This window comes from Pseudomonas fontis, from assembly GCF_028656955.1.
Classification (GTDB): Bacteria; Pseudomonadota; Gammaproteobacteria; order Pseudomonadales; family Pseudomonadaceae; genus Aquipseudomonas; species Aquipseudomonas fontis.
In genome coordinates, this window is record NZ_JAMDGY010000009.1 from 31,585 (window position 1) to 57,118 (window position 25,534).

At 60.7% G+C, this 25,534-nt stretch carries 22 protein-coding genes and 1 tRNA gene; 14 read left to right on the plus strand and 9 right to left on the minus strand.

Translation table 11 applies throughout. The features are described 5' to 3' along the window. The first annotated feature begins 3 nt into the window (after window positions 1–3). Together M5G11_RS02095 and M5G11_RS02100 are read left to right on the plus strand one after the other, a co-directional pair. Window positions 4–537: a glycoside hydrolase family 19 protein gene (locus tag M5G11_RS02095; protein WP_273911345.1), complete on the plus strand. Its 534-nt coding sequence runs from the start codon at window positions 4–6 to the stop codon at window positions 535–537. Continuing rightward, the gene (locus M5G11_RS02100) at window positions 534–1,049 is read left to right on the plus strand and encodes a lysis system i-spanin subunit Rz (protein WP_273911346.1); all 516 of its coding nucleotides are present in this window, start codon (window positions 534–536) and stop codon (window positions 1,047–1,049) included. The genes M5G11_RS02095 and M5G11_RS02100 overlap by 4 nt, the downstream gene beginning before the upstream one ends. On the opposite strand, the gene M5G11_RS02105 is transcribed toward M5G11_RS02100, so the two are convergent. Further along, complete coding sequence (locus M5G11_RS02105; RefSeq protein ID WP_273911347.1) at window positions 1,030–1,386, minus strand: hypothetical protein; 357 nt, start codon at window positions 1,384–1,386, stop codon at window positions 1,030–1,032. The genes M5G11_RS02100 and M5G11_RS02105 overlap by 20 nt on opposite strands. A 166-nt stretch (window positions 1,387–1,552) precedes the next feature. Between M5G11_RS02105 and M5G11_RS02110 the strand changes: the two genes are divergently transcribed. Both M5G11_RS02110 and M5G11_RS02115 read left to right on the plus strand, forming a co-directional pair. Further along, a tRNA-OTHER gene (locus M5G11_RS02110) sits at window positions 1,553–1,656 on the plus strand. Window positions 1,657–1,764: 108 nt separating this feature from the next. Continuing rightward, window positions 1,765–2,262 carry a hypothetical protein gene (locus tag M5G11_RS02115; RefSeq protein ID WP_273911348.1) on the plus strand — a complete coding sequence of 166 codons (498 nt, stop codon included), beginning with the start codon at window positions 1,765–1,767 and terminating at the stop codon, window positions 2,260–2,262. A 13-nt stretch (window positions 2,263–2,275) separates the two neighbouring features. Here M5G11_RS02115 and M5G11_RS02120 read toward each other — a convergent pair whose 3' ends face one another. Continuing rightward, window positions 2,276–4,105, minus strand: coding sequence for an SLC13 family permease (locus M5G11_RS02120; protein ID WP_273911349.1), 1,830 nt, complete (start codon window positions 4,103–4,105; stop codon window positions 2,276–2,278). Window positions 4,106–4,265: 160 nt separating this feature from the next. On the opposite strand from M5G11_RS02120, the gene M5G11_RS02125 reads away from it, so the two are divergent. The 7 genes from M5G11_RS02125 to M5G11_RS02155 all read left to right on the plus strand — a co-directional run bounded on the left by M5G11_RS02125 (window position 4,266) and on the right by M5G11_RS02155 (window position 13,290). After that, entirely contained in the window at window positions 4,266–4,571 is a 306-nt protein-coding gene (locus tag M5G11_RS02125) for a DUF6388 family protein (RefSeq protein ID WP_273911350.1), read from the plus strand. A 265-nt stretch (window positions 4,572–4,836) separates the two neighbouring features. Then, window positions 4,837–6,147: a trigger factor gene (tig, locus tag M5G11_RS02130; protein WP_273911351.1), complete on the plus strand. Its 1,311-nt coding sequence runs from the start codon at window positions 4,837–4,839 to the stop codon at window positions 6,145–6,147. A gap of 91 nt (window positions 6,148–6,238) precedes the next feature. Further along, window positions 6,239–6,880, plus strand: a complete 642-nt coding sequence (gene clpP / locus M5G11_RS02135; RefSeq protein WP_273911352.1) for an ATP-dependent Clp endopeptidase proteolytic subunit ClpP — start codon at window positions 6,239–6,241, stop codon at window positions 6,878–6,880. Window positions 6,881–6,985: 105 nt separating this feature from the next. Beyond that, complete coding sequence (gene clpX, locus M5G11_RS02140; protein ID WP_273911353.1) at window positions 6,986–8,269, plus strand: ATP-dependent Clp protease ATP-binding subunit ClpX; 1,284 nt, start codon at window positions 6,986–6,988, stop codon at window positions 8,267–8,269. A gap of 151 nt (window positions 8,270–8,420) precedes the next feature. Then, window positions 8,421–10,820 (plus strand): endopeptidase La, encoded by a 2,400-nt coding sequence (gene lon, locus M5G11_RS02145; protein ID WP_273911354.1) that lies wholly within the window; start codon window positions 8,421–8,423, stop codon window positions 10,818–10,820. 148 nt (window positions 10,821–10,968) lie between these two features. Beyond that, window positions 10,969–11,241, plus strand: coding sequence for an HU family DNA-binding protein (locus tag M5G11_RS02150; protein WP_273911355.1), 273 nt, complete (start codon window positions 10,969–10,971; stop codon window positions 11,239–11,241). A gap of 189 nt (window positions 11,242–11,430) precedes the next feature. Continuing rightward, entirely contained in the window at window positions 11,431–13,290 is a 1,860-nt protein-coding gene (locus M5G11_RS02155; RefSeq protein WP_273911356.1) for a SurA N-terminal domain-containing protein, read from the plus strand. Window positions 13,291–13,568: 278 nt separating this feature from the next. Here the strand turns inward: M5G11_RS02155 and M5G11_RS02160 are convergent, their stop codons facing one another. The 7 genes from M5G11_RS02160 to gloB all read right to left on the minus strand — a co-directional run bounded on the left by M5G11_RS02160 (window position 13,569) and on the right by gloB (window position 23,369). Further along, entirely contained in the window at window positions 13,569–15,170 is a 1,602-nt protein-coding gene (locus M5G11_RS02160) for an ABC transporter ATP-binding protein (protein ID WP_273911357.1), read from the minus strand. 1 nt (window position 15,171) lies between these two features. Next, complete coding sequence (locus M5G11_RS02165; RefSeq protein ID WP_273911358.1) at window positions 15,172–16,191, minus strand: ABC transporter permease; 1,020 nt, start codon at window positions 16,189–16,191, stop codon at window positions 15,172–15,174. A 1-nt stretch (window position 16,192) separates the two neighbouring features. Further along, complete coding sequence (locus M5G11_RS02170) at window positions 16,193–17,266, minus strand: microcin C ABC transporter permease YejB (RefSeq protein WP_273911359.1); 1,074 nt, start codon at window positions 17,264–17,266, stop codon at window positions 16,193–16,195. 1 nt (window position 17,267) lies between these two features. Beyond that, a complete protein-coding gene (locus M5G11_RS02175) occupies window positions 17,268–19,121 on the minus strand; it encodes an extracellular solute-binding protein (protein WP_273911360.1) in 1,854 nt (617 codons plus the stop codon). After that, a complete protein-coding gene (locus M5G11_RS02180; RefSeq protein WP_420793819.1) occupies window positions 19,118–20,947 on the minus strand; it encodes an extracellular solute-binding protein in 1,830 nt (609 codons plus the stop codon). Before M5G11_RS02180 ends, M5G11_RS02175 begins: the two co-directional genes overlap by 4 nt. Window positions 20,948–21,071: 124 nt before the next feature. Then, window positions 21,072–22,490 (minus strand): LysM peptidoglycan-binding domain-containing protein, encoded by a 1,419-nt coding sequence (locus M5G11_RS02185; RefSeq protein WP_273911362.1) that lies wholly within the window; start codon window positions 22,488–22,490, stop codon window positions 21,072–21,074. A 99-nt stretch (window positions 22,491–22,589) separates the two neighbouring features. After that, complete coding sequence (gene gloB / locus M5G11_RS02190) at window positions 22,590–23,369, minus strand: hydroxyacylglutathione hydrolase (protein WP_273911363.1); 780 nt, start codon at window positions 23,367–23,369, stop codon at window positions 22,590–22,592. A gap of 79 nt (window positions 23,370–23,448) precedes the next feature. Between gloB and M5G11_RS02195 the strand changes: the two genes are divergently transcribed. The 3 genes from M5G11_RS02195 (at window position 23,449) to dnaQ (ending at window position 25,530) form a co-directional block, all read left to right on the plus strand. Beyond that, window positions 23,449–24,231 (plus strand): class I SAM-dependent methyltransferase, encoded by a 783-nt coding sequence (locus M5G11_RS02195; protein WP_273911364.1) that lies wholly within the window; start codon window positions 23,449–23,451, stop codon window positions 24,229–24,231. A gap of 9 nt (window positions 24,232–24,240) precedes the next feature. Beyond that, entirely contained in the window at window positions 24,241–24,687 is a 447-nt protein-coding gene (gene rnhA / locus M5G11_RS02200; RefSeq protein WP_273911365.1) for a ribonuclease HI, read from the plus strand. 99 nt (window positions 24,688–24,786) lie between these two features. Further along, window positions 24,787–25,530: a DNA polymerase III subunit epsilon gene (dnaQ, locus tag M5G11_RS02205; RefSeq protein ID WP_273911441.1), complete on the plus strand. Its 744-nt coding sequence runs from the start codon at window positions 24,787–24,789 to the stop codon at window positions 25,528–25,530. The last annotated feature ends 4 nt before the right edge of the window (window positions 25,531–25,534 follow it).

Below are 25,534 nucleotides of genomic sequence, written 5' to 3' on the forward strand. Positions count from 1 at the left end.
AGCATGCCGATCACCGAGCAGCAGCTGCTGCAGATCCTCTCGAACGCCGGCCACCAAGCCGGCGTTTTTGTTCCTGTGCTGAATACGGCTATGGCCAAGTATGGAATCGTCACGCGACTGCGCCTGGCCGCCTTCATCGCCCAGGTCGGGCATGAGTCGGGTCAGTTCCGCTGGCTGAAGGAGTTGTGGGGCCCAACGGCTCAACAGGCCGGGTACGAAGGCCGCTCCGATCTGGGCAACACCGTAAAGGGTGACGGCTCCAAGTACCGTGGCCGTGGGCTGATCCAAGTCACCGGCCGGGCCAACTATGCGGCGTGCGGCGATGCCTTGGGCCTGGGCCTGGTCAATCAGCCCGAGCTGCTCGAGCTGCCCCAGCACGCGGCGATGTCGGCTGCCTGGTTCTGGTCTACCAAGGGGCTCAACACGCTGGCGGATCAGGGGGAGTTCACGAAGATCACGCGGCGCATCAATGGCGGACTCACAGGCCAGGCCGATCGCCAGGCGCTATACGACAAGGCGCTGAAGGTGCTGGCATGACGCCGGTGCAGAAGCTGGCCGGTCTGGTGGCGCTGATCATGGTGCTGATGGCGGCCGCCGCCGGCGTGACCTGGCGGGTGCAGGATTGGCGGTATGACGGGAAGCTGGCAAAGCAGGCGGCGAACTTTCAAACAGACCTGGACGCGATCCGCAATGCCGCTACCGCCCAGGCCCGCGCCGAGCAGGACAAGCGCCTGGCCACCGAGCAGCAACTGGCCGCCGCCGACCAACAACACTCCAAGGAATTATCCGATGCCCAGCGCAACCAGGCTTTGCTGCGTGACCGTCTTGCTACTGCTGATGTGCGGCTGTCAGTCCTCCTTGCCGAGGATCCAGCCAGTGGCTGCGACGTGCCTGCCACCCCCGGCGCCGTCGGCGTGGTTCATGCAGCCCGTAGAGCCCAACTTGACCCAGCGCATGCGCAACGAATTATCGCCATCACCGACGACGGGGATAACGCCGTGATCGCGCTGCGGGCGTGCCAGTCGTATGTCAGGGCTGTGTCCCCCTGAGCACGCTCAACTCCAGCAGTAGCCGCTGATTCTCCCTGAACAGATGGTCGCGCTGCTCGGTAATTAGGTCGATAGGGCGAAAGCTCCCTGTCTCAGCAGGCTCTTGGCTCTTCCCGGATATGCCTTCTAAAGCGTCCTTCAGAGATCGCTCGGCCCGAGCTTTGGCAACAAGCAGCGCGTCATTCATTTGCACCAGGCCAGCGATATTTGCCCGGGACTTGGCCAGGCGGATATGTAGGCCGCTTATCTCGTCCTCGAGCATGGCCGCATGATGTTTGTACATTTCCAGGGGCGTAGGGCATCCAAGCCACTCGCAGGTGTCTTCATCGATGTTCATGGGGTGTGCTTCCGAATGCTGTATGTGTATACAGTAATCGAGGCGTGTCAGATTTGGGAGTGGTGTTCGTCGGCAGGACGCCGTAGGGGGGGTGTGTGACAGGATTGTGCTACACAAGCGGGATGCTGTGACACAGAGCGGGACGATGTGAACGGTTAAAACGAGTGCGGGCGTCGTAACCTATTGATTTTACTGGTCTATAATTGGCCGGTCATGATTTAGGTTCCAGCGCCGAAAGGTGTAAGAGTTCGAGTCTCTTCGTCCGCACCATACAAGCTTTCACTGTCCTCCGCTGGAGCCTTTGAAAGCCTCGAAAAAAGCCGCCTTGTGCGGCTTTTTTCGTTTCTGCGGTTTGATCAATCAAGGGAGTGATTGTGCATGAGTAGCGAAGCATTCAGCCGGCAGTACCGGTATCGCCCGAACTACCTCGTCCTTATTGTGGCGGCTGCACTGTGCTACGTAGCTTGCGGCTTCATCGTTTTCTACGATGACGTGCACGCTACGGGCACGGTGGCCAAGTTGGCCGGCCTTCTGGATCTCAATGGCGACACCCTGATGCGACTGATCGGGATCGTGGGCCTGATGGGTGCGGTCTGGGTTACCGTCTTGCTGATCTTCTATGCGCTCACCCCTGCCAAGTACATCACGGTCACCGATGACAAGGTCATCGTCCCGGTTCACGGGATCTCCTCGCGCAAGCTTGAGGTGCGTGCCATTGATCTGCTGGGTGCCCATATCAATGAGCAAAGTGGTCAGCGCACCCTGTATATCCTTCACAAGGCCGGCAAGATAAAGGTGCCGGGCCTCATGCTGGAAAGCAAAGATCACATGATCAATCTCTATCAGGCCCTTTTATATGTAGGGCGGCTCGAATAGCGCTCGGTTGGGTCTATAGCGGGAATATCCACGGCACCATGATCACGCTGACAATCATTACCAGCAGCGTGAACGGCACGCCCACCTTCACGAAGTCGGCAAAACGATACTGGCCTGGCCCCAGTACCAGCGTGTTCACTGGTGAAGATACTGGCGTCATGAAGGCGGCCGACGCCGCTAGCGCCACAATCATGGCGAACGGGTAGGGCGAGGCACCCAGTTGTTGCGCTGTGGTGATGGCGACCGGTGCCATCAATACCGCAGTCGCGGTGTTTGAAATGAACAGGCCAATGGTTGCGGTGATTGCGAACAGGCAGGCCAGGATGGCATAGGGGCCGGCGTCGCCGAGAATCTGTACCAGCCCGTGTACGGCCAGGGCAATCCCGCCGGTTTTTTGCAGTGCCAGGGCAAAGGGCAACATTCCCACGATCAGAATCAGGCTCTGCCAGTGAATCGAGCGGTAGGCGCTGTCCATGTCGATGCAGCGTCCGACACCCATCAGCAAACAGCCAATCAGGGCGGCAATCACGTTGGGTACGACGCCGCTGATCATCAGGCCAACCATCACCGCCAGGCTGATCAGGGCATACGGTGCCTGGTTGAGTGCCGGCGCCACGTTGTCGACCTCGGCCGGCAGGCTCAATACCAGGAAGTCCCTGGGTTGAGCCTGCAGTTGGCGAATGGCCTTCCAGGTGCCGATCACCAGCAAGGTGTCGCCCATCTTCAGCTTTTCTTCTACCAATTGCTCTTCTATGGCCGTGTTGTCGCGGCGCAAACCCACCACGTTGAGCCCCCAGCGGCTGCGGAAAGTCAGCTCCAGCAAGGTCTTGCCGATCAGTTGCGAGCCCGGCGGCAGCGCCACTTCGGCCATGCCCACCTCGCGCGACTGATCAATGAAGTAGGCTGCCTTGAAATGCAGTGGCTCCAGGTGCATGGCTTGGCACAAGCTGCGCAGATCGTCCTTGGGGGCGAACAGGTCCAGCAGCAGTACGTCGCCCTCATTAATAGTGGTGCTGGAGTCCGGGCTGATCACGCGGGTGGTGAATTTATGCTGGCGCTCGATGCCGACGACGTTGGCGCCGTGGTTCGTGCGTAGCTTCAGTTCACCTAGTGCGTGGCCGATCAGCGGCGAACCACGGCGAACGCGCAAGCGTCGCTCGCGCCCGGCAAGCTTGTAGTCGAGCACCAGGTCGAGCAGGGTGCGGCGGGTTTCCGTGGTGCCATCCTTGCGCGCCTCGCCACTGAGCCAGTTGCGCGTCGCCAGCATATAAAGGACGCCCAGGACCAGTATCACCAGGCCGAACGGGGTAAAGCTGAAGAAGCTGAAGCCTGCCTGGCCATGGCGCACCATTTCGCTGTGCACCACGACATTGGGTGGGGTGGCGACCAGGCTGAGCATGCCGCTGATCAGGCCGGCGAAGCTGAGCGGCATCATCAAGCGGCTGGGCGACACTTTCATGCGCGCGGCAATGCTCAGGACCACGGGGATGAAGATGGCGACCACGCCGGTAGAGCTCATCACCGAGCCCAGGCCTGCCACCGAAACCATCAGCAGTACCAGCAGGCGGACTTCACTGTTGCCGGCACGTGCCGACATCCATTCGCCAATGCGGTAGGCGATCCCGGTGCGCACCAGGCCTTCGCCGATCACGAACAGTGCCGCAATCAGCACGACGTTCGGGTCGCTGAAGCCGGCCAGTGACTCCTGTACGGTCAGGATGCCGGACAAGGGCAGGGCGACAATCACCAGCAAAGCGACGACATCCATGCGCGGGCGGTTGGCGACGAACAGGGCAACGGCGGTAAAAAGCAGGGCCAACACCCCAAGCAATTCGTGGTTCATGCGCGGCTTCCGTGACGTGAAGCCTTGAGTCTGTCAGATAATTCGCGACAGTTTATTGATCGGCGTGCGCCACAGCTCGTCGCCGGGTGGTGACAAGTCATTAAAAGCTGATAGATTTCAGGCGGTTGACAAGGCGCTTGGCGCCCTTAGGTAGGAACTCATGATTGCAAAAGAATCCCGTCAGGCTGTTGCACTGGAGCGTTTTGCTCAGGCGCACCCGCAATTGCTTGAAGAAATCGCCGGTCTGAGTGCTCACGAGCAACAGCAACAGATTCAGTGGGCGTTTGAGGACCAGGCCGATGAGCAGGGCCTGCAGCCGTGGGAGCTGACCCTTCAGCTGATCGCTGAATCGCCTGAAGAGCTGCATGCCATGCGCATGGAGGTTCACCGCGAGGTGGCCGAAGCGCTGGGTTTGAGCTGGCAGGAATACTGCGAGTTCAACGAGATTGAAGATGCCGCGCCCTGAGCTGCGGTAGTGTTTTGAAAAAGTTTCTGTCGGATGGCCGGGAAGGGGCTTGCACGGCTCGCCAGTTGAGGTCGCAAAGCCTTGCTTGGCGGGTCTTGGAGCCTGATTGAGCGGTTGTCTGGCAGTGGTCCGACATTCAAATGTGCCGGTGCCTGATCCCATTGACTTCTACTGGGTGACTTCTGGTGTTTGAGCCACTAGAATGCTTGCCCTTGATTCTGGAGTCGGGTATCGCCGGCTAACGTCTGTGCAACGAGGAATATCCATGCAAGTTTCTGTTGAAAATACTTCCGCTCTCGAGCGCCGCATGACCATCGCCATTCCGGCCGAGCGCATCGAAACGGCAGTCAACAAGCGTCTGCAACAGACTGCCCAAAAAGCCAAGATCCCAGGCTTCCGCCCTGGCAAAGTGCCAATGAGCGTGATTCGTCAGCGTTACGAAGGCGATGCGCGTCAGGAAGCCTTCGGTGACCTGGTCCAGTCTTCGTTCTACGAAGCTGTGGTTGAGCAGAAGCTGAACCCGGCAGGCGCGCCTACCATCGAGCCTAAGTCGTTCGAAAAGGGCAAAGACCTGGAATACGTCGCTATCTTCGAAGTATTCCCGGAGTTCACCGTTGCCGGCTTCGAGTCGATCGCCGTTGAGCGCCTGAGCGCCGACGTTGCTGACGCCGACCTGGACAACATGCTGGAAGTGCTGCGCAAGCAGAACGTTCGTTTCGAAGCCACTGACCGTGCTGCCCAGAACGAAGACCAACTGAACATCGATTTCGTTGGCAAGATCGACGGCGAAGCCTTCGCTGGTGGTTCGGCCCAGGGCACCCAGCTGGTGCTGGGTTCCGGCCGCATGATCCCAGGCTTCGAAGAAGGCCTGGTTGGCGCCAAAGCCGGTGAAGAACGCGTTCTGAACCTGACCTTCCCTGAGGACTATCAGAACCTGGACCTGGCTGGCAAAACCGCCGAGTTCACCGTTACCGTCAACAGCATCGCCGAGCCTAAGCTGCCAGAACTGACCGAAGAATTCTTCGCCCAGTTCGGCATCAAGGAAGCGACCCTGGAAGGTTTCCGCACCGAAGTTCGCAAGAACATGGAGCGTGAACTGCGCCAGGCGATCAAAACCAAGGTCAAGAACCAGGTAATGGACGGCCTGCTGGCTGCCAACCCGATCGAAGTGCCAAAAGCCCTGCTGGAAAACGAAGTGAACCGCCTGCGCGTTCAAGCCGTTCAGCAGTTCGGTGGCAACATCAAGCCAGAGCAGCTGCCAGCTGAGCTGTTTGAAGAGCAAGCCAAGCGCCGCGTTGTGCTGGGCCTGATCGTTGCCGAAGTGGTCAAGCAGTTCGACCTGAAGCCTGATGAAGCCCGCGTTCGCGAGATGATCCAGGAAATGGCCTCGGCTTACCAAGAGCCTGAGCAAGTCGTTGCCTGGTACTACAAGAACGACCAGCAACTGAACGAAGTGCGTTCGGTTGTGCTGGAAGAACAAGTTGTGGATACTGTTCTGCAGAAAGCTACTGTGACCGACAAATCGGTCTCGTACGAAGAAGCTGTCAAGCCAGTGCAGGCACCTGCCGCTGACTGATTTCCTTCTCTCGTAGGAAAACACCACAAGCCAGCTTTCGAGCTGGCTTGTGCGTATTCAAGACATGACTATTTGGGAGTGAGTGCAGGACATGTCCCGCAATTCTTATTATCAGCAGAGCTCTGACATCCAAGCCGCTGGCGGCCTGGTCCCGATGGTTATCGAGCAATCCGCTCGTGGCGAACGTGCCTACGACATCTACTCGCGTCTGTTGAAGGAGCGAGTGATCTTCCTGATTGGCCCCGTAGAAGATTACATGGCCAACCTGGTTGCGGCGCAGTTGCTGTTCCTTGAAGCGGAAAACCCGGACAAGGATATCCATCTTTACATCAACTCCCCTGGCGGCTCGGTCACTGCTGGCATGTCGATCTACGACACCATGCAGTTCATCAAGCCGGACGTGTCCACCATCTGCATCGGCCAAGCCTGCAGCATGGGTGCGTTCCTGCTCGCTGCCGGGGCTAAAGGCAAGCGTCACTGCCTGCCGAACTCGCGGGTGATGATTCACCAGCCACTGGGCGGCTTCCAGGGTCAGGCCTCGGATATCGAGATCCACGCCAAGGAAATCCTCCAGATCAAATCGCGCCTGAACGAGCTGCTGGCCTACCACACTGGCCAGGACCTCGAGACCATCGAGCGTGATACCAACCGCGACAACTTCATGAGCGCCCAGCGCGCGGCCGAGTACGGCCTGATCGACTCGGTGTACGACAAGCGTCAATTGACTGCTTGAGTGACGCAAAAGCAGGCGGCGGGGCGTTCCCGCCACCTGCGGACTTGAAAAAGCCCGCAATTGCCTTCATCTTGTGTTGCAAGCCTACCGGATTGGATCGATCGAATGACTGACACCCGTAACGGCGAGGACAACGGCAAATTGCTCTATTGCTCCTTCTGCGGCAAAAGCCAGCATGAAGTGCGCAAGTTGATTGCCGGCCCCTCGGTCTTTATTTGCGACGAGTGCGTCGACCTGTGCAATGACATCATCCGTGAGGAGGTGCAGGAAGCCCAGGCCGAGAGCAGCGCGCATAAATTGCCTTCGCCGAAAGAAATCAGCGGCATCCTTGACCAATATGTCATCGGTCAGGAGCGTGCGAAAAAGGTTCTGGCCGTAGCGGTGTACAACCACTACAAACGCTTGAACCAGCGTGACAAGAAGAGCGACGACGTCGAACTCGGCAAGAGTAACATCCTGCTGATCGGCCCGACGGGCTCGGGTAAGACCCTGCTCGCCGAAACCCTGGCGCGTCTGCTGAACGTACCGTTTACCATTGCCGATGCCACCACGCTTACCGAAGCGGGTTATGTCGGTGAAGATGTCGAGAACATCATTCAGAAGCTGCTGCAAAAGTGCGACTACGACGTGGAAAAGGCCCAGATGGGCATTGTCTACATCGACGAAATCGACAAGATCTCGCGCAAGTCGGACAACCCGTCGATTACCCGTGACGTTTCGGGTGAAGGCGTGCAGCAGGCACTGCTCAAGCTGATCGAAGGCACGGTTGCCTCGGTACCGCCGCAAGGTGGCCGCAAGCATCCACAGCAGGAGTTCCTGCAGGTCGATACGCGCAACATCCTGTTTATCTGCGGCGGCGCATTCTCGGGCCTTGAAAAGGTCATCCAGAACCGCTCCACCCGCGGCGGCATCGGCTTCAGCGCCGAAGTACGCAGCAAGCAGGAAGGCAAGAAGGTTGGCGAGTCGCTGCGTGAGGTCGAGCCGGACGATCTGGTCAAGTTTGGCCTGATCCCCGAGTTCGTTGGCCGCCTGCCGGTCCTGGCGACCCTGGACGAGCTGGATGAGCCTGCATTGATGCAGATCCTCACCGAGCCGAAGAACGCCCTGACCAAGCAGTATGCCAAGCTGTTCGAGATGGAAGGCGTAGACCTCGAGTTCCGTACCGATGCGCTGAAATCCGTGGCTCGCAAGGCCCTGGACCGCAAAACCGGTGCACGAGGCCTGCGTTCGATCCTCGAAGGCATCCTGCTCGACACCATGTACGAGATTCCTTCGCAGAAGGATGTCAGCAAGGTGGTGATCGACGAGAGCGTCATCGAAGGCACTTCGAAGCCGCTGTTGATCTACGAGAACAGTGAGCCGCAAGCCAAGGCTGCACCCGACGCCTAAGTCGGGATGACGGCAGTAAATGCAAGGGGCCTACGGGCCCCTTTGCTTTTCCTGACGTAGAGCTTGTTTTTTTATGGGGCTGCCCCCACATTAACTCCACGCTCAAATTTCCATCGGTTTACGGCCACAAGGCCGCTGTAGAGGCGAAATCATGAAGACAACCCTCGACTTGCCTCTTTTGCCATTGCGCGACGTAGTCGTTTACCCGCACATGGTTATCCCGCTGTTCGTGGGACGTGAGAAGTCTATCGAAGCCCTCGAAGCTGCGATGACGGGCGAGAAGCAGATCCTCCTGCTGGCCCAAAAGAATCCTGCTGACGATGATCCAGGCGAAGACGCCCTGTATCGCGTCGGCACCATTGCCACCGTACTGCAACTGCTGAAACTGCCCGATGGCACCGTCAAGGTGCTGGTCGAAGGCGAACAGCGTGGTTCGGTCGAGCGTTTCAATGAAGTCGACGGGCATATCCGTGCCGACGTCGCACTGATCGAAGAATCCGATACGGCTGACCGCGAATCCGAAGTGTTCGTGCGCAGCCTGCTGTCGCAATTCGAGCAATATGTTCAGTTGGGCAAGAAAGTCCCGGCTGAAGTGCTCTCTTCGCTCAACAGCATCGATGAGCCGGGCCGCCTGGTCGACACCATGGCCGCGCACATGGCCCTGAAGATCGAGCAGAAGCAGGAAATCCTCGAAATCATCGACCTGGGTGCTCGTGTCGAGCACGTCCTGGCGTTGCTGGATGCCGAAATCGACCTGCTGCAGGTCGAGAAGCGCATTCGTGGCCGGGTCAAGAAGCAAATGGAGCGCAGCCAGCGCGAGTACTACCTGAATGAGCAGATGAAGGCCATTCAGAAAGAACTCGGCGACAGCGACGAAGGCCACAACGAAGTCGAAGAGCTGAAAAAGCGCCTCGATGCCGCTGGCCTGCCGAAAGATGCCTATGCCAAGGCCCAGGCAGAGCTGAACAAGCTCAAGCAGATGTCGCCGATGTCTGCCGAGGCCACGGTCGTTCGTTCCTACCTCGACTGGCTGGTGCAGGTGCCGTGGAAGGCCCAGAGCAAGGTGCGCCTGGATCTGGCCAAGGCCGAGGAAATCCTCGATGCCGACCACTACGGCCTGGAAGAGGTCAAGGAGCGCATCCTTGAATATCTCGCCGTGCAAAAGCGCGTGAAAAAGATTCGCGGCCCAGTGTTGTGCCTGGTCGGCCCGCCTGGCGTGGGTAAAACCTCGCTGGCCGAGTCCATCGCCAGCGCGACCAACCGCAAGTTCGTGCGCATGGCCCTGGGTGGCGTGCGTGACGAAGCCGAGATCCGTGGTCACCGTCGGACCTACATCGGTTCGATGCCTGGTCGCCTGATCCAGAAGATGACCAAGGTTGGCGTACGCAACCCGCTGTTCCTGCTCGACGAAATCGACAAGATGGGCAGCGACATGCGTGGCGACCCGGCGTCGGCGCTGCTGGAAGTGCTCGACCCCGAGCAGAACCACAACTTCAACGATCACTACCTGGAGGTCGATTACGACCTGTCGGACGTGATGTTCCTGTGTACCTCCAACTCGATGAACATTCCGCCAGCGCTGCTGGACCGGATGGAAGTCATCCGGCTGCCGGGCTACACCGAGGACGAGAAGATCAACATCGCGGTCAAGTACCTCTCGCCCAAGCAGATCAAGGCCAACGGCCTGAAAAAAGGCGAGCTGGAGATCGAGACTTCGGCAATTCGCGACATCATTCGCTACTACACCCGCGAAGCCGGTGTGCGGGGCCTGGAGCGTCAGATCGCCAAGGTCTGCCGCAAGGTGGTCAAGGAACACGCCGGGCTCAAGCAGCACCCGCTCGTCAAGGTGGGCGGCGATCAGCTCGAGCACTTCCTGGGCGTACGCAAGTTCCGTTACGGCCTGGCTGAGCAGCAGGACCAGGTGGGCCAGGTGACGGGCTTGGCATGGACCCAGGTGGGCGGCGAACTGCTGACCATCGAAGCGGCGGTCATTCCGGGCAAGGGTCAGCTGATCAAGACCGGTTCGCTGGGCGATGTCATGGTCGAGTCGATCACTGCCGCGCAAACCGTGGTTCGCAGCCGTGCTCGCAGCCTGGGCATTCCTGCCGACTTCCACGAGAAGCGCGACACGCACATCCACATGCCGGAAGGGGCAACGCCGAAGGACGGTCCAAGTGCCGGTGTCGGCATGTGCACCGCCCTGGTTTCAGCCTTGACCGGGATCCCGGTACGCGCCGATGTGGCGATGACTGGTGAAATCACCCTGCGTGGACAGGTGCTGGCAATTGGTGGTTTGAAAGAGAAACTGCTGGCTGCGCATCGCGGCGGAATCAAGACCGTGATCATTCCGGAAGAGAATGTGCGTGATCTGAAGGAAATTCCGGACAATATTAAGCAGGATCTGCAGATTAAACCTGTTAAATGGATTGACGAAGTCCTCCAAATTGCGCTGCAATACGCCCCGGAGCCCTTGCCAGATGTGGCTCCAGAGATTGTCGCCAAGGATGAAAAGCGCGACGGTGATTCGAAGGAAAGAATCAGCACGCATTAGTACGTATTTGGCTGGGTGGCTTTCTTGACAGTATTTTCAGGCCCTTGTTATAAAGCGGCTCTTAAGTGTCAACAGGCCACCCAGCGCCCGCTTCGCTTTTTATTACATACTTAGAAACAAACTCAATAGAGATATAAGGGGACTTAGAGTGAACAAGTCGGAACTGATTGACGCTATCGCCGCTTCTGCTGATATTTCGAAAGCCACCGCCGGCAAGGCGCTGGACGCAGTCATCGAATCCGTTACTGGTGCCCTGAAGGCCGGTGACTCCGTGGTACTGGTTGGTTTCGGTACCTTCTCCGTTACCGATCGTCCAGCTCGTGTCGGCCGCAACCCGCAGACCGGCAAGACCCTGGAAATCGCTGCTGCCAAGAAGCCTGGTTTCAAGGCTGGCAAGGCACTGAAAGAAGCCGTCAACTAAGTCGTCTCTTTCAGGCTTAGGCCTTACGAGCCAGGTTAGCCCGGTTCGACAGCGAAGTGGCAGATCGCAAACGATCCCGTCCAGTTCGCACGTTACGAGAAGGCGCATCCTCGGATGCGCCTTTCTTCTATCAGGACTCTACCCACGCTCCACGGTTGTTGCATTTGTGCAACCGTTTCTGGGGGAAGCATGCTTCAAAATATCCGGGACAATTCACAAGGTTGGATTGCCAAGACCATTATCGGTGTCATCATCGCGTTGATGGCGCTGACAGGCTTTGACGCCATCTTCCAGGCTGCTACCCATAGCCAGGATGCCGCCAAGGTCAATGGTGACACCATCAGCCAGAACGAGCTGAGCCAGGCCGTCGACATGCAACGTCGGCAGCTGATGCAGCAACTGGGCAAGGACTTCGATCCTGCGCTGCTCGACGAGAAAATGCTGCGTGAGGCGGCGCTCAAAGGGCTGATCGACCGCAAGTTGCTGCTCCAGGGCGCCCATGACGCCAACTTCTCCTTCTCCGAAGCGGCATTGGACCAGGTGATCCTGCAGACCCCTGAGTTCCAGGTGGACGGCAAGTTCAGCCCCGAGCGTTTCGATCAGGTCATCCGTCAGCTGGGCTACGGTCGTTTGCAGTTCCGCGACATGCTCGCCCAGGAAATGCTGATCGGCCAACTGCGTGCCGGCCTGGCAGGCAGCGGCTTCGTCACCGACTCGCAGGTCGAGGCATTCGCCCGCCTGGAGAAGCAGACCCGCGACTTCGCTTCGCTGACCTTCAAGGCTGACCCGTCTGCCGTCAAGGTCACTGATGAAGCGATCAAGGCGCACTACGACGAGCACGCCAAAGAGTTCATGAGCCCGGATCAGGTCGTCATCGACTACATCGAGCTGAAGAAATCGGCGTTCTTCGATCAGGTCAAGGTCAGCGACGACGAGTTGCAGGCCCTGTACCAGAAGGAAATCGCCAACCTGGCCGAGCAGCGTCATGCCGCGCACATCCTCATCGAAGTCAATGACAAGATGAACGATGCCCAGGCCAAGGCTCGCATTGAAGAGATCAAGCAGCGCCTGGACAAGGGTGAAGACTTCGCCGCATTGGCCAAGGAGTTCTCCCAGGATCCGGGTTCGGCCAACACTGGCGGTGACCTCGGTTTTGCCGGCCAGGGCGTTTACGATCCGACCTTCGAAGAGGCGCTGTACGCGCTGAACAAGGATCAGGTCTCGGCGCCGGTGCGTACCGACTACGGTTACCACCTGATCAAGCTGCTGGGCGTGCAGGCACCTGAAGTGCCGACCTTCGCCAGCTTGAAAGACAAGCTGACCCGCGAGCTGAAAACCCAGCAGGTTGAGCAGCGCTTCGTTGAAGCGTCCAAGCAGCTGGAAGACTCGGCGTTCGAAGCCTCCGACCTGGCGCAGCCAGCACAGGACCTGGGCTTGAAGGTGCATACCTCCGAAGCGTTTGGTCGTGAAGGCGGTGAAGGTATTACTGCCAATCGTGGTGTGGTGCAGGCCGCCTTCAGCACTGAAGTGCTGGATGAAGGCTCCAACAGCAGCGCGATCGAGTTGGACCCGGAGACTGTCGTGGTCATCCGTGCCAAGGAGCATCGCAAGCCGGCGCAACTGCCACTGGAGTCGGTGGCTGACAGCATCCGTGCCCACCTGGCCAAAGAGCAGGCGACTGCTGCGGTCAAGGCCAAAGGCGAAGCCCTGATTGCCGAGCTGCGTGATGGTAAGGCCGGCCAGCCAGCACAGAGCTGGAAGGTCCAGGAAGCGGTTGCCCGCAACCAGGAAGGCATCGACCCACTGGCGTTGCAGGCGGTGTTCCGCATGACCAAGCCTGAAGCCAAGGACAAGCCGAGCTACGCCAGTGTGACCCTGGCCGATGGCAGCGTTGTCGTGCTGCGCTTGAATGGCGTGAACGAAGGCGCAGCGGCCAGCGAAGAAGAGAAGGCGGCCTACCGTCGCTTCCTCGCCTCGCGTGCCGGCCAGCAGGACTTTGCGGCCTACCGCAAGCAGCTGGAAGCCCAGGCGGATATCACTCGTTATTGAGGGATGTTGCGCTGAATGAAAAAGGCCCCGATCAGGGGCCTTTTTTTATGGGTGGGGAGAAAGCGCCGGGTTGGCAGAGTTGACATGTTGGCTGCTCTGGCCTCATCGCCGGCAAGGCCGGCTCCCACCCCAATCCGCAAGGCCAAGGGCATTTACGGCATGCATGAATAACTGTGGGAGCTGGCCTTGCCAGCGATACAGGCACCGCGAAGTTGCTGACACCACATCGATGTATTCGCCGCGGTCCGGCGTCCCGGCAAGGCCGGCCTCTAAAGAGGTCAGCCAGGGACCAGGAAGGCCGCCTCCAGCAACTGCTGGGTGTACGGGTGCTGCGGTGAGGAGAAGATGTCCTCGGCCAACCCCTGCTCAACCACCTGCCCATGTTTGACCACCATCAACTGGTGGCTCAGCGCCTTGACCACCGCCAGGTCATGGCTGATGAACAGGTAGGTCAGGTTGTACTTGCTCTGAAGCGTACGCAGCAACTCCACCACCTGACGCTGCACGGTACGGTCCAGCGCTGAAGTAGGCTCATCAAGCAGTATCAGCGCAGGCTTGAGCACCAGCGCGCGGGCAATGGCGATACGTTGGCGCTGGCCGCCGGAAAACTCATGCGGATAGCGATGCCGCGACTCCGGGTCCAGGCCTACCTCCTTGAGTGCCTCCATGATCGCCTGTTCCTGCTCTACAGGCGTTCCGATCTTGTGGATGCGCAAACCCTCGCCGACGATGTCACTGACGCACATGCGCGGGCTCAGGCTGCCGAAGGGGTCCTGGAACACCACCTGCATCTCTCGACGCAACGGGCGCACCTGCTGCTGGGTCAAGCCGTCCAGTGACTTGCCTTCGAAGCGGATCGCACCCTTGCTGCCAATCAGCCGCAGGATCGCCAGCCCCAGGGTGGATTTGCCCGAGCCACTTTCGCCGACAATACCCAGGGTCTGCCCCTGGAGCAGGCTGAAGTTGATGCCGTCGACTGCCTTGACGTGGTCAACGGTGCGCCGCAACAAGCCTTTCTTGATCGGGAACCAGACGCGCAGGTCTTCGACTTCAAGCATCGGCGGGCCCACCGGGTTATGCGCCGGCTTGCCGCTGGGTTCCGCGCCCAGCAGCATTTGTGTGTAAGGGTGCTGCGGTGCCCGGAACAGCGCTTCGCACGAGGCCTGCTCAACGATGCAGCCACGCTGCATGACGCACACGCGATGGGCAATGCGCTTGACCAGGTTCAAGTCATGGCTGATCAGTAGCAGCGCCATGCCCAGGCGCGCCTGCAATTGCTTGAGCAGTTCGAGGATCTTCAACTGCACGGTAACGTCCAGTGCAGTGGTCGGCTCGTCGGCAATCAGCAGTTCCGGCTCATTGGCCAGGGCCATGGCGATCATCACCCGTTGCCGTTGGCCGCCGGACAGCTCATGCGGCAAGGCCTTGAGGCGTTTTACCGGGTCGGGGATGCCCACCAGTTCCAGCAGCTCCAGGGTGCGCCGGGTGGCCGCCTTGCCACGCAGGCCCTTGTGCAACATGAGGATCTCGTTGATCTGCTTCTCGATGTTGTGCAGCGGGTTGAGCGAGGTCATCGGCTCCTGGAAGATCATCGCGATGCGGTTGCCGCGGATGTGGCGCATCTGCTTTTCGCCCAGGTGCAGCAGGTCCTTGCCGTTGTACTGGATGCTGCCCGAGGGGTGCTGGGCCAGCGGGTAGGGCAGCAGGCGCAGGATCGAGTGGGCGGTGACCGACTTGCCCGAGCCGCTTTCACCCACCAGGGCCAACGTCTCGCCCCGGCGGATATCGAAACTGATGCCTTCGACCACGCGTTGCTGCTGGTCGCCGGAGACGAACTCGACAGACAGGTCGCGGACTTCGATCAAGGTGTCCTGGCTCATGTTATTTCCTCGGGTCGAAGGCATCGCGGGCGGATTCACCAATGAATACCAGCAGGCTGAGCATCACTGCCAGTACGGCAAAGGCACTCATGCCCAGCCACGGCGCTTGCAGGTTGGACTTGCCCTGGGCCACCAGCTCACCCAGCGAGGGCGAGCCGGCGGGTAGGCCGAAGCCGAGGAAGTCCAGCGCGGTCAGGGTGCCGATGGCACCGGTCAGGATGAAGGGCATGAAGGTCATGGTCGAGACCATGGCGTTGGGCAGGATGTGCCGGAACATGATCGCGCCGTTCTGCATGCCCAGCGCCCGTGCGGCGCGCACGTATTCAAGGTTGCGCCCGCGCAGGAACTCGGCGCGCACCACGTCCACCAGGCTCATCCAGGAGAACAGCAGCATGATGCCCAGCAGCCACCAGAAGTTCGGCTGCACGAAGCTGGCCAGGATGATCAGCAGGTACAGCACCGGCAGGCCCGACCAGATCTCCAGGAAGCGCTGGCCGGCCAGGTCGACCCAGCCGCCATAGAAGCCCTGCAGGGCGCCGGCGATCACGCCGATGATCGAGCTGAAGATGGTCAGGGTCAGGGCGAACAGCACCGATATGCGAAAGCCGTAGATCACCCGTGCGAGCACGTCACGGCCCTGGTCATCGGTGCCCAGCCAGTTCTGTGCTGAAGGCGGGGCGGGGGCGGGGACCTTGAGGTCGTAGTTGATGCTCTGGTAGCTGAAGGGGATCGGGGTCCAGAGCACCCAGCCGTCTTTCTGCGCCAGCAGTTCGCGGATGTACGGGCTCTTGTAGTTGGCTTCCAGGGGGAACTCGCCACCGAAGGTGGTTTCCGGGTAGCGCTTGAGTGCCGGGAAATACCATTCGCCGTCGTAGCGCACGGCCAGCGGCTTGTCGTTGGCAATCAGTTCGGCGCCCAGGCTCAGGCCGAACAGGATCAGAAACAACCACAGCGACCACCAGCCTCGGCGGTTGGCCTTGAAGCGTTCGAAACGGCGTCGATTTAACGGTGAAAGGGCCATTTCAATGCTCCCGGCTTGCGAAGTCGATCCGTGGATCGACCAGGGTGTAGGTCAGGTCGCCGATCAGCTTCACCACCAGCCCAAGCAGGGTGAAGATGAACAGCGTGCCGAAGACTACCGGGTAGTCACGGTTGATGGCCGCCTCGAAGCTCATCAGGCCCAGGCCGTCGAGGGAGAAGATCACTTCGACCAGCAAGGAGCCGGTGAAGAAGATGCCGATGAACGCCGACGGGAAACCTGCGATCACCAGCAGCATGGCATTGCGGAACACATGCCCGTAGAGCACGCGGTTGCGGCTCAGGCCCTTGGCCTTGGCGGTGACCACGTACTGCTTGTTGATCTCGTCGAGGAAGCTGTTCTTGGTCAGCAACGTCATGGTTGCGAAGTTGCCGATCACCAGCGCGGTCACCGGTAATGCCAGGTGCCAGAAGTAATCGAGGATCTTGCCGGTGGTGCTCAACTCGTCGAAGTTGTTCGAGGTCAGCCCGCGCAGGGGGAACCAGTCCAGGTAGCTGCCGCCGGCGAACACCACGATCAGCAGGATGGCGAACAGGAAGGCGGGAATTGCATAGCCGACGATGATCGCCGAGCTGGTCCAGACGTCGAAATGGCTGCCATGCCGGGTGGCCTTGGCGATCCCCAGGGGGATCGACACCAGGTACATGATCAACGTGCTCCACAACCCCAGCGAGATTGACACCGGCATCTTCTCGGCGATCAGGTCGATGACCTTGGCATCGCGGAAGAAGCTGTCGCCGAAGTCGAGCCGGGCGTAGTTCTTGATCATGATCCACAGGCGTTCCGGCGCCGACTTGTCGAAGCCGTACATGCGTTCGATTTCCTTGATCAGTGCCGGATCAAGGCCTTGCGCACCGCGGTAGTTGGAGCCGGCCACCGAGACCTCGGAGCCACCCCCGGAGATGCGGCTGGTGGCGCCCTCGAAGCCTTCGAGCTTGGCGATCATCTGCTCCACCGGCCCGCCAGGTGCGGCCTGGATGATGATGAAGTTGATGATCAGGATGCCGAACAAGGTCGGGATAATCAGCAGCAGGCGCCGCAGGATATAGGCCAGCATGCTACTGCCCCTCGCCAGGTGCCGGCGCTTGGTCCGGCGTGCTCGCCGGTACGGCCGGGGCTACGTCGGGCTTGACCCACCAGGTGTTGATGCCGATGTCGTACTTGGGCGGTGTCTGCGGGTGGCCGATATGGTTCCAGTAGGCCACGCGCCAGGTCTTGATGTGCCAGTTCGGCACCACGTAGAAGCCCCAGAGCAGCACGCGGTCGAGGGCGCGGGTGTGGTCGATCAGGCTCTGGCGCGAGTCGGCATTGATCAGGCCTTCGACCAGGCTGTCGATGGCCGGGTCCTTGAGGCCGATGAAGTTGCGGCTGCCGGGGTTGTCGGCGCTGCTGCTCTGCCAGAACTCACGCTGCTCGTTGCCCGGCGAATTGGATTGCGGATAGCCGCTGACGATCATGTCGTAATCCCGCGAGCGCAGGCGGTTGATGTATTCGGCAACGTCGACCCGGCGAATGCTCAGCTCGATGCCCAGGTCAGCAAGGTTGCGCTTGTAGGGCAGGAGGATGCGTTCGAACTCGGTTTGCGCCAGGAGGAACTCGATCTTCAGTGGCTTGCCACTGGCATCGACCATCTTGTCGTCCTGGATGCGGTAGCCGGCTTCCTGCAGCAGCTTGTAGGCCTGGCGCTGCTGTTCGCGGATCATCCCGCTGCCATCGGTGACCGGATTGGCGAACGCGGTGCTGAACACCTGCTCGGGGATCTTGCCGCGCAGCGGTTCGAGGAGTTTCAGCTCCGCCTCCGACGGCAGGCCCTTGGCGGCCATGTCGGAGTTTTCAAAGTAGCTGCCGGTGCGGGTATAGGCGCCGTTGAACAGCTGCTTGTTGGTCCATTCGAAGTCCAGCAGCAGGCTCAGCGCCTGGCGCACACGCACGTCCTGGAACACCGCGTGGCGCAGGTTGAATATGAAGCCCTGCATGCCGACCGGCGTGCCATTGGGGATCTCTTCGCGAATCAGGCGGCCTTCGCGCACGGCCGGGGTGTTGTAGGCGGTCGCCCAGTTCTTGGCGCTGGTCTCGAACCAGTAGTCGAACTGCCCGGCTTTCATCGCCTCGAGGGCCACCGTGTTGTCGCGGTAGTAGTCGACAGTCATGACGTCGAAGTTGTAGAAGCCGCGGTTGATCGGCAGGTCCTTGCCCCAGTAGTTCTTGTCGCGTTCCAGGCGCACCGAGCGCCCCGGCTTGACCTCGGTGACGCGATACGGGCCGCTGCCCAGCGGAATCTCGAGGTTGCCACGGGTGAAGTCGCGGCTCTCCCACCAGTGCTTGGGCAATACCGGGAGCTGGCCGAGGATCAGCGGCAGCTCGCGGTTGTTGTTGTGCTTGAACTTGAACAGCACGCGCAGCGGGTCCTCGGCGACCACTTCGGCGATGTCGGCATAGTAGCCGCGATACAGCGGCGCACCGCTCTTGATCAGGGTGTTGAAGGTGAACACGACGTCTTCGGCGCGCACCGGATGGCCATCCTGGAAGCGCGCTTCAGGGCGCAGGTAGAAACGCACCCAGCTGTTGTCCGGGGCCTTTTCGATCTGCTTGGCGATCAACCCGTATTCGGTGAACGGCTCATCCAGGCTCGCCCGCGCCAGGGTGTCGTAGACCATGTCGATGTTTTCGGCCGGGACGCCCTTGTTGATGAACGGGTTGAGGCTGTCGAAGCCGCCGAAGCCGTTCTGGCGAAAGGTGCCGCCCTTGGGCGCGTCGGGGTTTACGTAGTCGAAATGCTTGAAGTTGGCGGGGTACTTGGGCGCTTCGTTGTACAGCGTCACCGCGTGTTCCGGCTTGGCCAGGGCCTGCAGGCTGAGGCTGGCCAGCAAAAGGCTGCTGGCGATCAGGCGCAGGCTGGTCAATGGCATCATTGGGCGTTCTCCGAAGGCTTGAGCCACCAGCTATTGAGCCCCAGCGTATAGGGCGGCGTGGCGACGAAGGCGAACCGATTGCGGTAGGCCAGGCGGTGATAATCGAGGTACCAGTTGGGAATCATGTAGTGCTGCCACAGCAACACGCGGTCCAGGGCGCGTGCGGCGGCCACCTGGTCATCGCGGCTCTGGGCGCCGAGCAAGGCTTCGAGCAGGTGGTCGACCACCGCGCTCCTGACCCCAGCGTAGTTCTTGCTGCCCTTGGTTGCGGCCTGGCTTGAGTGGAAATACAACCACTGCTCAAGGCCTGGGCTGAGGGTCTGGTTGAGTGTCATCAGAATCATGTCGAAATCGAACTGGTCCAGCCGTTGTTTGTACTGGGCCCGGTCGACCGTGCGCAAGCGCGCATCGATGCCGATGCTGGCAAGATTTTCGACATAAGGTTGCAGGATCCGCTCAAGGTTCGGATTGACCAGCAGGATTTCCAGCTTGAGCGGCTGCCCGCTGCTGTTTTGCAGGCGCTGGCCGGACAGCTTCCAGCCCGCCTGGGAGAGCAGTTCGAGTGCCTGGCGCAGGGTGTCACGGCCGATGCCGCGACCGTCGGTGCGGCTGACGCTGAACGGCTGGGTGAACAATGCCGCAGGCAGTTGATCGCGATAAGGCGCCAGCAGCAGCCATTCCTTGCCGACCGGCAAGCTGCTGGCACTGAACTCGCTGTTGGGGTAGTAGCTGGTGGCGCGCTGGTAGGCGCTGCTGAACAGGGCGCGGTTGGTCCATTCGAAGTCGAGCATCAGGCCCAGCGCCTGGCGCACCCGGTCATCGGCGAAGGTGGCGCGGCGGCTGTTCATGAACAGGCCTTGGGTCTGGGTCGGGATCTTGTGCGCGATCTGCGCCTTGATCACCTCGCCCCGGCGCACGCCGGGGAAGTTGTAGCCGTTCGCCCAGTTCTTCGCCTGGTGTTCGATATAGATATCGAACTCGCCGGCCTTGAAGGCTTCGAAGGCGACATCGGCGTCACGGTAGAACTCGTACTCGACGCGATCGACGTTGTACTTGCCACGGTTCACCGCCAGGTCCTTGCCCCACCAGTCCTTGACCCGCTCGAACACCAGCCTGCGCCCCGGTTGTACCTGGGTGATGCGATAGGGGCCGCTGCCCAGCGGTGGCTCGAAGGTGGTGGCCTGGAAGTCGCGGCCTTTCCAGTAATGCTGTGGCAGCACCGGCATCTCGCCCAGGCGCAGGATCAGCAGCGGGTTGCCGGCGCGCTTGAAGACGAAACGGATGCGCTTGGCATTGAGGATGTCGACCCGCTGCACTTCCTGCAGGTTGGTCCGGTAAATCGGGTGGCCTTCCTTGAGCAGGGTGCGGTAGGAGAACGCGACATCGGCGGCAGTGATTGGCTGGCCGTCGTTGAAGCGGGCTTCCGGGCGCAGGTTGAACACCACCCAGCTGCGGTCTTCGCTGTACTCGACGGAAGCTGCGATCAGGCCATAGCTGGAGGTCGGCTCGTCACCGGAAGGGTCGTACTGGCCCGTGCCGACCATCAGGGTTTCGTTCAGCTCGTTCACGCCGTATTGCAGGAAGTTCGGCGTGGTGACCGGGCTGGTGCCCTTGAAGGTATAGGGGTTGAGCGTATCGAAGGTGCCGAATGCCATCGCGCGCAAGGTGCCACCTTTCGGTGCTTGCGGGTTTACCCAATCGAAGTGGGTGAATTTGGCTGGATACTTGAGCGTGCCGAACTGGGCGTAACCATGGCTTTCGCTGATTGTCGCGCCCGCGGGAAAGCTCAAGACCAGGCTGAATGACAGCAACAGGAGGGGACGTATCAAGTCGGCGATCCGATCCAGGCGGCTTGGGCTTTGTTCCGGCTACAGTAACAGCTTGTATCGGCAGGAAAAAGAGCCGCCTTGGCGGGGCCTTGAAGCCGGCACGAATGCCGGCGGGGGGAATTTAGTGCGGCAGGTACACGGTCAGGGTCTGGCCGGGTTTCAGTGCTTGGCCGCTGCGCGGGTTCCAGCGCTTGAGGTGCTGCATTTCGACGTTGAAACGCTTGGCCACCAGGTACAGCGAATCACCCTTGCGCACCTTGTACTGGGTCGACTTCTGCTTGTTGCTGGCAACGGTTACAGGCTGGGCGCTCTGCATGACCAGGGTCTGGCCAGCCTTGAGGCGTTGGCCTGGCAGCTTGTTCCAGCGTTGCAGGTCCTTGACGCTGACCTTGTTGGCCTTGGCGATGCTCGCCAGGCTATCGCCACGCTTGACCTTGTAGCGGCTGCTGCGGGTTGCGGTTGGTGAGGCTTCGGCCATCGCCGCTTCGAACACGGCTTTTTTAGGCTGCAGGCTGAGCAGCTCTTCCGGCTTCATGTTCGACAGGCTGGCGGTCAGCAGCTGCGCCTTGGCGGTCGGCACCAGCAATTGCTTCGGACCGTCGACGGTCATGCGCTTCTTGAAGGCCGGGTTGAGCTGGAACAGCTCGTCTTCGTCGATTTCGGCAAGGGCTGCGACGCGGGACAGATCGAGGCGGTCCTTGATCTCGACCACTTCGAAGTAGGGTTCGTTGGCGATCGGGTTGAGGTTCACGCCATAGGCTTGCGGAGTCAGCACTACTTGCGACAGGGCCAACAATTTGGGCACGTAGTCGCGGGTTTCCTGCGGCAGGGGCAGGTTCCAGTAGTCGGTGGGCAGGCCAAGTTTTTCGTTGCGCTCGATGGCCCGGCTGACCGTGCCTTCGCCGGCGTTGTAGGCCGCCAGGGCCAGCAGCCAGTCGCCGTTGAACATGTCGTGCAGGCGGGTCAGGTAGTCCAGCGCGGCGTTGGTCGAGGCGGTGATGTCGCGACGGCCATCGTAGAAGCGGGTCTGACGCAGGTTGAAGTAGCGACCGGTGGACGGAATGAACTGCCACAGGCCAACCGCATGGGCCCGGGAATAGGCCATGGGGTTGTAGGCGCTTTCGATGGCTGGCAACAGGGCCAGCTCCAGCGGCATGTCGCGCTCTTCAAGACGCTCGACGATGTAGTGGATATACAGGCTGCCGCGATCGCCTGCGCCTTCGAGGAACGAAGGGTTGCTGGCGAACCACAGGCGTTGCTGTTCGATGCGCGGGTTCACCGCAATGCCGTCTTGCAGCTGGAAGCCTTGGCGCATACGGTCCCAGACATCCTGCGGGGCCTGCTCGGCCGGTTTTTCGTGAACGAAAATCGGCTTTTGCTTGATCCGGGTCTGGAAGTTATGCGCGCGAACGCTCTCGGATTCGTTGACCTGAGGGGTGCTCTGGCAGCCCACCAAAGTGGCTGTCAGGGCCAGCGCGGTGGCTTGGGCCAGACGCGTCAGGGCGACGGAATTGAAGGTTCTGCGGCTAGGGGACGACATTGGCTGGGAGAAAGTTCCGGGCAAAAATGTCGGGCGATTCTAGAAAGCGGCCTCCTCTGGGTCAACCTTTCAGAACTTTTAGCACCCAGCCGAGGCTGTTTAGAACGTATCTTTCCAAGCACGCAGCCCCGCAAAAACAGCACTTGGCGTGGGGTTTTGCCGGCCGGTCCGTTCGTCTGCTTTTTCTTTAACGGATGTTTCGGTGGTGCGCAGAAAGGGGTTGGTGAGCTTTTCCAATGCCAGGTTGGAAGGCAACGTGATGCGATCTTGCGCGCGAAGTTGGGTAACTTCTTCGAAGCGCTGGGCAATGTGCGGATTTTGCGGCTCAACGGCCTTGGCAAAACGCAGGTTGCTCAGGGTGTATTCGTGGGTGCAATAGATCAGCGTGGCAGCCGGCAAGGCCGCCAGGCGCTCCAGCGAGTCGTGCATTTGTTGCGGTGTACCTTCGAAAAGCCGGCCACAGCCGGCGGCAAACAGGGTGTCGCCACAGAACAGTACCGGGGTTGGCAGTGCGCCACCGTAATAGGCGATATGCCCCAGGGTATGCCCCGGCACGGCGATCACTTGCAAGTCCAGGCCCAGCACCTGCACCCGGTCATCGTTGCCCAGGGCCAGATCTCGGCCTGGAATGCGCTCGTTTGCCGGGCCGCAGACCCGCGCGCCAGTGTGCGCCTTGAGCTGCTCGACGCCGCCGACATGGTCGTGGTGGTGATGGGTGATCAGGATGTCGCTCAGTTGCCAGCCCGGATGGCCCTGCAACCAGGCGAGTACCGGCGCCGCATCGCCCGGGTCGACCACCGCACAGCGCTGGGTGGCGTTGTCCTGCAACAACCAGATGTAATTGTCGGTGAAAGCGGGCAGGGCATCGATCTGTATCATGGTGCGATTCGCCAAAAGGTGGACATGGGTGCATCTTAGTAGCTATGGGGTTCATCGAGAACCTTCAAGGGAGACTGCAATGACCGATCAAGCCTTCGCCCAGGCCGATCCGCAGTGGCTTGAACTGATCAGCGAGGCCCGCGACTGGTTCGCCGGGCCCTTGGGCCAATTGCTGCTCAAGGAAGAACAGCGTCTGCTGGAAGAAGAGTTGGGCCGTTATTTTGGTGGCTACCTGGTGCATTACGGCCCGTGCGCCGAAGCACCGCCCACTGCCCCGCAGGTACAGCGCAACGTGCGCCTGGGGGCACCGTTGCCGGGGGTCGAGATCGTCTGTGAAGAACAGGCCTGGCCATTGAGCGAGCATGCCGCCGACGTGGTGGTGTTGCAGCATGGCCTGGACTTCAGCCTGTCGCCCCATGGCCTGCTGCGCGAAGCCGCCAGTAGCGTGCGGCCGGGCGGGCACCTGTTGATTGTCGGCATCAACCCCTGGAGCAGTTGGGGCGTGCGCCGCCTGTTCAGCCCCGGCGCCTTGCGCAAGGCCCGCTGCATCTCGCCGTCGCGGGTCGGTGACTGGCTCAACCTGCTGGGCTTCGCGCTGGAGAAACGCCGCTTCGGGTGCTATCGTCCGCCGCTCGCTTCCCCGGCCTGGCAGTCTCGCCTGGAAGGTTGGGAGCGACTCGCCGGTCGCTGGCAGGGCGCCGGTGGTGGGGTCTATCTGCTGGTGGCGCGCAAAATGGTGGTGGGCCTGCGGCCCTTGCGCCTGGCGCGCCGCGAACCGATGGGCAAACTCCTGCCGCTGCCGATGGCCAAGGTCAACCGGCGCGACCCTCACCCCGAGGGCAGTACCTTCACTGAAGAATAAAGGCTGTACATGAGCGATAGCGTCGAGCTTTACACCGATGGCGCCTGCAAGGGCAACCCTGGCCTGGGCGGCTGGGGTGCCCTGCTGGTTTGCAAGGGCGTGGAAAAGGAACTGTGGGGCGGCGAACGCGACACCACCAACAACCGCATGGAACTGATGGCCGCGATCAAGGGCCTCGAAGCGCTCAAGCGTGAATGTGAGGTACTGCTGGTCACTGACTCGCAGTACGTCATGAAAGGCATCACCGAGTGGATGGTCAACTGGAAGAAGCGCGGTTGGAAAACCGCCGCCAAGGAGCCGGTGAAAAACGCCGACCTGTGGCAGCAACTCGACGAGCAGGTCAACCGCCACAAGGTGTCCTGGAAGTGGGTGCGCGGGCACATCGGCCACCCTGGCAACGAGCGTGCCGACCAGTTGGCCAACCGCGGCGTCGACGACCTGCGCAAGCAGCGCTGAAGCCCTTGCGGCGAATTCGCCCCATCCCCGGCGGGTTGAGGTAAAATTCGCCGCTTTCAATGTTCAAGCTGTACGCGGCAGGAGATCACCGGCGTGGAGATGCAAAACAACCGAACGGTGGTGCTGGATACCGAGACCACCGGTATGCCGGTCACCGACGGCCACCGGATTGTCGAGATCGGCTGTGTCGAGCTGATGGGTCGGCGCTTTACCGGGCGTAACTTTCACGTCTACCTGCAACCGGACCGCGAGAGTGACGAGGGCGCCATCGGCGTTCACGGCATCACCAACCAGTTCCTGGTCGACAAGCCGCGCTTTGCCGAAGTGGCCGATGAATTCTTCGAGTTCATCCAAGGCGCGCGGCTGATCATCCACAACGCGGCGTTCGACGTTGGCTTCATCAACAACGAATTCGCCCTGATCGGCCAGGGCGACCGCTCTGACATCTCCCAGCACTGCGAGATTCTTGACACCCTGTTGATGGCCCGTGAGCGTCACCCTGGCCAGCGCAACAGCCTCGATGCCTTGTGCAAACGCTACGGTGTCGACAACTCCGGCCGTGAACTGCACGGCGCCTTGCTCGACTCCGAGTTGCTGGCGGATGTCTTCCTGGCCATGACCGGTGGCCAGACCAGCCTGTCGCTGGCCGGGCACGGCGAAGGCGACGGTGATGGCAAGTCTGGCAACGGCAGCGAGATCCGTCGTTTGCCCGCCAGTCGTCAGCCGGGGCGGATCATCATGGCCAATGCCCTGGAGCTGGAAGCCCATGTCTCGCGCCTGGAAGCCATCGCCAAATCTGCCGGTGGCCCGTCCTTGTGGCAAACCCTTGGCGAGGCCAACTGAGGCA

Bases quoted from the DNA above. Each gene is read 5' to 3' on its own strand.
- M5G11_RS02170 (WP_273911359.1), bottom strand. From the start codon at position 17,266: ATGCTGGCCTATATCCTGCGGCGCCTGCTGCTGATTATCCCGACCTTG.
- M5G11_RS02155 (WP_273911356.1), top strand. From the start codon at position 11,431: ATGCTTCAAAATATCCGGGACAATTCACAAGGTTGGATTGCCAAGACC.
- M5G11_RS02175 (WP_273911360.1), bottom strand. From the start codon at position 19,121: ATGATGCCATTGACCAGCCTGCGCCTGATCGCCAGCAGCCTTTTGCTG.
- M5G11_RS02165 (WP_273911358.1), bottom strand. From the start codon at position 16,191: ATGGCCCTTTCACCGTTAAATCGACGCCGTTTCGAACGCTTCAAGGCC.
- M5G11_RS02095 (WP_273911345.1), top strand. From the start codon at position 4: ATGCCGATCACCGAGCAGCAGCTGCTGCAGATCCTCTCGAACGCCGGC.
- M5G11_RS02185 (WP_273911362.1), bottom strand. From the start codon at position 22,490: ATGTCGTCCCCTAGCCGCAGAACCTTCAATTCCGTCGCCCTGACGCGT.
- tig (WP_273911351.1), top strand. From the start codon at position 4,837: ATGCAAGTTTCTGTTGAAAATACTTCCGCTCTCGAGCGCCGCATGACC.
- gloB (WP_273911363.1), bottom strand. From the start codon at position 23,369: ATGATACAGATCGATGCCCTGCCCGCTTTCACCGACAATTACATCTGG.
- clpX (WP_273911353.1), top strand. From the start codon at position 6,986: ATGACTGACACCCGTAACGGCGAGGACAACGGCAAATTGCTCTATTGC.
- lon (WP_273911354.1), top strand. From the start codon at position 8,421: ATGAAGACAACCCTCGACTTGCCTCTTTTGCCATTGCGCGACGTAGTC.
- M5G11_RS02105 (WP_273911347.1), bottom strand. From the start codon at position 1,386: ATGAACATCGATGAAGACACCTGCGAGTGGCTTGGATGCCCTACGCCC.
- M5G11_RS02115 (WP_273911348.1), top strand. From the start codon at position 1,765: ATGAGTAGCGAAGCATTCAGCCGGCAGTACCGGTATCGCCCGAACTAC.
- M5G11_RS02120 (WP_273911349.1), bottom strand. From the start codon at position 4,105: ATGAACCACGAATTGCTTGGGGTGTTGGCCCTGCTTTTTACCGCCGTT.
- clpP (WP_273911352.1), top strand. From the start codon at position 6,239: ATGTCCCGCAATTCTTATTATCAGCAGAGCTCTGACATCCAAGCCGCT.
- M5G11_RS02125 (WP_273911350.1), top strand. From the start codon at position 4,266: ATGATTGCAAAAGAATCCCGTCAGGCTGTTGCACTGGAGCGTTTTGCT.
- M5G11_RS02195 (WP_273911364.1), top strand. From the start codon at position 23,449: ATGACCGATCAAGCCTTCGCCCAGGCCGATCCGCAGTGGCTTGAACTG.
- M5G11_RS02100 (WP_273911346.1), top strand. From the start codon at position 534: ATGACGCCGGTGCAGAAGCTGGCCGGTCTGGTGGCGCTGATCATGGTG.
- rnhA (WP_273911365.1), top strand. From the start codon at position 24,241: ATGAGCGATAGCGTCGAGCTTTACACCGATGGCGCCTGCAAGGGCAAC.
- M5G11_RS02160 (WP_273911357.1), bottom strand. From the start codon at position 15,170: ATGAGCCAGGACACCTTGATCGAAGTCCGCGACCTGTCTGTCGAGTTC.
- dnaQ (WP_273911441.1), top strand. From the start codon at position 24,787: ATGCAAAACAACCGAACGGTGGTGCTGGATACCGAGACCACCGGTATG.